The 5,749-nt window shown below is 51.6% G+C and carries 2 tRNA genes and 3 rRNA genes; all 5 read right to left on the bottom strand.

The window, feature by feature from the left end:
- Positions 1-81 precede the first annotated feature (81 nt).
- The 5 genes from rrf to EYC87_RS19325 all read right to left on the bottom strand — a co-directional run bounded on the left by rrf (position 82) and on the right by EYC87_RS19325 (position 5,548).
- Positions 82-197, bottom strand: a 5S ribosomal RNA gene (gene rrf / locus EYC87_RS19345).
- Between the two features lie 225 nt (positions 198-422).
- Positions 423-3,328 (bottom strand): 23S ribosomal RNA (locus EYC87_RS19340).
- Between the two features lie 418 nt (positions 3,329-3,746).
- A tRNA-Ala gene (locus EYC87_RS19335) sits at positions 3,747-3,822 on the bottom strand.
- A 15-nt stretch (positions 3,823-3,837) separates the two neighbouring features.
- A tRNA-Ile gene (locus tag EYC87_RS19330) sits at positions 3,838-3,914 on the bottom strand.
- Between the two features lie 100 nt (positions 3,915-4,014).
- Positions 4,015-5,548: ribosomal RNA gene (locus tag EYC87_RS19325) — 16S ribosomal RNA — on the bottom strand.
- The 16S, 23S and 5S rRNA genes sit together here with 2 tRNA genes alongside, the layout of an rRNA operon.
- Positions 5,549-5,749 lie beyond the last annotated feature (201 nt).

The following is a 5,749-nucleotide window of genomic DNA, read 5'->3' as shown; positions in this document are numbered from 1 at the left end:
TGACCCAGCTGGCAGTACTAGTTTCTTCCCCATAAAACAAAACCCCCGCAGCCTACGCTACGGGGGTTTTACTTTTTAGATGCCTGGCAATGACCTACTCTCACATGGGGATACCCCACACTACCATTGGCGATACAACGTTTCACTTCTGAGTTCGGGATGGGGTCAGGTGGTTCCATTGCTCTATTGTCGCCAGGCAAACTGGTTTGGACGCCTTGAGTCTTACGTGCTGTCGCACGGCATTAGCCTTCCAAATAGGGTGGTAAATCAAGCTGTCTTGTTCTTGGTGTGTTGTTAACAACACGGGACTTAATCACAACATCCGCTGTCTTGCCCTACAAGGATGTAGGGCCATCAAGAACTGTCTGGAACAGTTCCGATGCTCTCAGATGGATGCTCTCCATCCAAATAACTTGGATTATATGGTCAAGCCTCACGGGCAATTAGTACTGGTTAGCTCAACGCCTCACAACGCTTCCACACCCAGCCTATCAACGTGGTAGTCTTCCACGGCCCTTCAGGACCTTCAAGAGGTCAGGGAGAACTTATCTTGGGAGGGGCTTCCCGCTTAGATGCTTTCAGCGGTTATCCTGTCCGAACGTAGCTACCGGGCAATGCGTCTGGCGACACAACCCGAACACCAGGGGTTCGTCCACTCCGGTCCTCTCGTACTAGGAGCAGCTTCCCTCAATTCTCCAACGCCCACGGCAGATAGGGACCGAACTGTCTCACGACGTTCTAAACCCAGCTCGCGTACCACTTTAAATGGCGAACAGCCATACCCTTGGGACCGGCTTCAGCCCCAGGATGTGATGAGCCGACATCGAGGTGCCAAACACCGCCGTCGATGTGAACTCTTGGGCGGTATCAGCCTGTTATCCCCGGAGTACCTTTTATCCGTTGAGCGATGGCCCTTCCATACAGAACCACCGGATCACTAAGACCTACTTTCGTACCTGCTCGTCTTGTCAGACTCGCAGTCAAGCGCGCTTGTGCCTTTACACTAACCTCATGATTTCCGACCATGATTAGCGCACCTTCGTGCTCCTCCGTTACTCTTTGGGAGGAGACCGCCCCAGTCAAACTACCCACCACACAATGTCCTCGATCCGGATTACGGACCTAAGTTAGAACCTCAACGTTACCAGGCTGGTATTTCAAGGTTGGCTCCACAATAGCTAGCGCCACTGCTTCAAAGCCTCCCAGCTATCCTACACAAGTAAAGTCAAAGTCCACTGTGAAGCTGTAGTAAAGGTTCACGGGGTCTTTCCGTCTAGCCGCGGGTATACGGCATCTTAACCGCAATTTCAATTTCACTGAGTCTCGGGTGGAGACAGTGTGGCCATCGTTACGCCATTCGTGCAGGTCGGAACTTACCCGACAAGGAATTTCGCTACCTTAGGACCGTTATAGTTACGGCCGCCGTTTACCGGGGCTTCGATCAAGAGCTTCTCCGAAGATAACCCCATCAATTAACCTTCCGGCACCGGGCAGGCGTCACACCCTATACGTCCACTTACGTGTTTGCAGAGTGCTATGTTTTTAATAAACAGTCGCAGCCACCTGGTCACTTCGACCAGCCTCAGCTTAGGGAGCAAGTCCCATCACCAAAGCCGGCGTACCTTCTCCCGAAGTTACGGTACCATTTTGCCTAGTTCCTTCACCCGAGTTCTCTCAAGCGCCTTGGTATTCTCTACCTGATCACCTGTGTCGGTTTACAGTACGGTTCCTTATTATCTGAAGCTTAGAAGCTTTTCTTGGAAGCATGGCATCAACCACTTCACTCGCTGCTCTCGCATTGAGCTCGTCATCAGTTCTCGGCCTTAGCCGCCCGGATTTACCTAAGCAGCCAGCCTACAACCTTAAACAGGGACAACCAACGCCCTGATGGTTTAGCCTTCTCCGTCCCTCCATCGCAATAATAAAAAGTGCAGGAATATTAACCTGCTTCCCATCGACTACGCATTTCTGCCTCGCCTTAGGGGCCGACTCACCCTGCGCCGATTAGCGTTGCGCAGGAAACCTTGATCTTCCGGCGGGGAGGTTTTTCACCCCCCTTATCGTTACTCATGTCAGCATTCGCACTTCTGATACCTCCAGCAAACCTCCCGGTTTACCTTCAACGGCTTACAGAACGCTCCTCTACCATGCATGCAAGCATGCATCCGCAGCTTCGGTTACCAGTTTAGCCCCGTTAAATCTTCCGCGCAGGCCGACTCGACTAGTGAGCTATTACGCTTTCTTTAAAGGATGGCTGCTTCTAAGCCAACCTCCTAGCTGTCTAAGCCTTCCCACATCGTTTCCCACTTAACTGGTATTTGGGACCTTAGCTGGCGGTCTGGGTTGTTGCCCTCTCGACAACGGACGTTAGCACCCGCAGTCTGTCTGCCATGATTGTACTCCGCGGTATTCGGAGTTTGCATCGGGTTGGTAAGTCGGGATGACCCCCTAGCCGAAACAGTGCTCTACCCCCGCGGGTAAGACATGACGCTCTACCTAAATAGATTTCGAGGAGAACCAGCTATCTCCGGGCTTGATTAGCCTTTCACTCCGATCCACAGCTCATCCCCTCATTTTTCAACATAAGTGGGTTCGGGCCTCCAGTCAGTGTTACCTAACCTTCACCCTGGCCATGGATAGATCGCCCGGTTTCGGGTCTATTGCCTGCAACTATGTCGCCCTATTAAGACTCGGTTTCCCTACGCCTCCCCTATACGGTTAAGCTTGCTACAGACAATAAGTCGCTGACCCATTATACAAAAGGTACGCAGTCACACCACGAAGGTGCTCCCACTGCTTGTACGCATACGGTTTCAGGTTCTATTTCACTCCCCTCTCCGGGGTTCTTTTCGCCTTTCCCTCACGGTACTGGTTCACTATCGGTCAGTCAGTAGTATTTAGCCTTGGAGGATGGTCCCCCCATGTTCAGTCAAGATAACTCGTGTCCCGACCTACTTGTCGCAAGCTTAGTACCACATAGAAGCTTTCGTGTACGGGGCTATCACCCTCTATCGCCGGACTTTCCAGACCGTTCCACTAACTTCCACGCTATCACTTGCAGGCTGTTCCCCGGTCGCTCGCCGCTACTGGGGGAATCTCAATTGATTTCTTTTCCTAAGGGTACTTAGATGTTTCAGTTCCCCTCGTTCGCTCCTTACACCTATGTATTCAGTGCAAGGTACCTGGCTTACACCAGGTGGGTTTCCCCATTCGGACATCTCCGGATCAAAGTCTGTTTGCCGACTCCCCGAAGCTTTTCGCAGGCTACAACGTCCTTCATCGCCTCTGACTGCCAAGGCATCCACCGTATGCGCTTAGTCACTTGACCATATAACCAAAGTTATCTGTTTGTCTTGTTAGCACAAGACAGTCGCTCACTTTATTACTAAAGCAAACGCTCAAGAAGACAGTTCCCCGACCCCCTTAACACAGGCCAGGTACTTAGTAGACACAGACCGATCAAAGTCTGTGCCCGCCGGATGTTGTGACGCTTAAGTCACAGTGTTGTTTATTACAACTCGTTTTTTGATAACGGGGAATTGAAACCCGCTATCAAGAACAATTTATCTTAAGACTGTATAACTCACCCTGCGACTCCCAAAGGAAGAACATGGTGCGTTATCTCAGTCAAAAGACTCAGCTTGATTTACCTTGTTAAAGAACAACTCCGGTGTAAAACCAGACACAAACACACGTACACATGCGTTTCTGTCTGACTTCAGTGATGCGATGACTCTCATAAAAGATGGTGGAGCTATGCGGGATCGAACCGCAGACCTCTTCCGTGCAAGGGAAGCGCTCTCCCAGCTGAGCTATAGCCCCTTTATTCTGAGTAGATGGTAGGCCTGGGCAGATTTGAACTGCCGACCTCACCCTTATCAGGGGTGCGCTCTAACCAACTGAGCTACAGGCCTGCAAATAAAATGCTCGCAAGCGAGCTCGTGATACTGTCGCATCAACCGAATAAGACGAAGACAAATGTGTGGACACTTGAAAGGTAGTGTCACTATCGTTTAAGGAGGTGATCCAGCCCCAGGTTCCCCTAGGGCTACCTTGTTACGACTTCACCCCAGTCATGAATCACTCCGTGGTGACCGCTCTCCCGAAGGTTAAGCTAGCCACTTCTGGAGCAACCCACTCCCATGGTGTGACGGGCGGTGTGTACAAGGCCCGGGAACGTATTCACCGTGACATTCTGATTCACGATTACTAGCGATTCCGACTTCACGGAGTCGAGTTGCAGACTCCGATCCGGACTACGAAACGTTTTGTGGGATTCGCTCCCCCTCGCGGGTTTGCTGCCCTCTGTGCGTTCCATTGTAGCACGTGTGTAGCCCAGGTCGTAAGGGCCATGATGACTTGACGTCGTCCCCACCTTCCTCCGGTTTGTCACCGGCAGTCTCCCTAGAGTTCCCACCATTACGTGCTGGCAACTAAGGACAAGGGTTGCGCTCGTTACGGGACTTAACCCAACATCTCACGACACGAGCTGACGACAGCCATGCAGCACCTGTATCAGCGTTCCCGAAGGCACCAATCCATCTCTGGAAAGTTCGCTGTATGTCAAGACCTGGTAAGGTTCTTCGCGTTGCATCGAATTAAACCACATGCTCCACCGCTTGTGCGGGCCCCCGTCAATTCATTTGAGTTTTAACCTTGCGGCCGTACTCCCCAGGCGGTCTACTTAGTGCGTTAGCTGCGCCACTAAGAAATCAAGTTTCCCAACGGCTAGTAGACATCGTTTACGGCGTGGACTACCAGGGTATCTAATCCTGTTTGCTCCCCACGCTTTCGCACCTCAGCGTCAGTGTCGAGCCAGGAGGCCGCCTTCGCCACCGGTATTCCTCCACATATCTACGCATTTCACCGCTACACATGGAATTCTACCTCCCTCTCTCGCACTCTAGTTTGCCAGTATCGAATGCAGTTCCCAGGTTGAGCCCAGGGCTTTCACATCCGACTTAACAAACCGCCTACGCGCGCTTTACGCCCAGTAATTCCGATTAACGCTCGCACCCTCCGTATTACCGCGGCTGCTGGCACGGAGTTAGCCGGTGCTTCTTCTAAAGGTAATGTCACAGCTGCACGCTATTAACGTACAACCTTTCTTCCCAATTGAAAGTGCTTTACAACCCTAAGGCCTTCTTCACACACGCGGCATGGCTGCGTCAGAGTTTCCTCCATTGCGCAATATTCCCCACTGCTGCCTCCCGTAGGAGTCTGGGCCGTGTCTCAGTCCCAGTGTGGCTGATCATCCTCTCAGACCAGCTAAAGATCGTCGCCTTGGTGAGCTCTTACCTCACCAACTAGCTAATCTTACGCAGGCTCATCCGATAGCGTGAGGCCCGAAGGTCCCCCACTTTCACCCTTAGGTCGTATGCGGTATTAGCATGCGTTTCCACATGTTGTCCCCCACTACCAGGTAGATTCCTACGCGTTACTCACCCGTCCGCCGCTTTACTCGTACCGAAGTACTTTCTCGCTCGACTTGCATGTGTTAGGCCTGCCGCCAGCGTTCAATCTGAGCCATGATCAAACTCTTCAGTTTAATCTTTAACCTCTGCCCTAAGGCAAGAGGAGATGGTTACGCGAGTACCTCGCTTTACCATCCAAAATCATCGGCTCAGACACAATTCGAAAATCAAAAATTACAAGAATTTGTGAGTCACTCGTTGTGTCTGAATAGTCGTGATCAACTATCCCAACAAGTGCCCACACATCTGTCTTCGTCTATTTTGTTAAGCAACAC

Source organism: Candidatus Seongchinamella marina (genome assembly GCF_026262685.1).
In the GTDB taxonomy this organism is placed as follows: Bacteria; Pseudomonadota; Gammaproteobacteria; order Pseudomonadales; family Halieaceae; genus Halioglobus; species Halioglobus marinus.
Note: the sequence above shows the minus strand (reverse complement) of the source record. Positions and strands in the feature narration are given on the sequence as shown.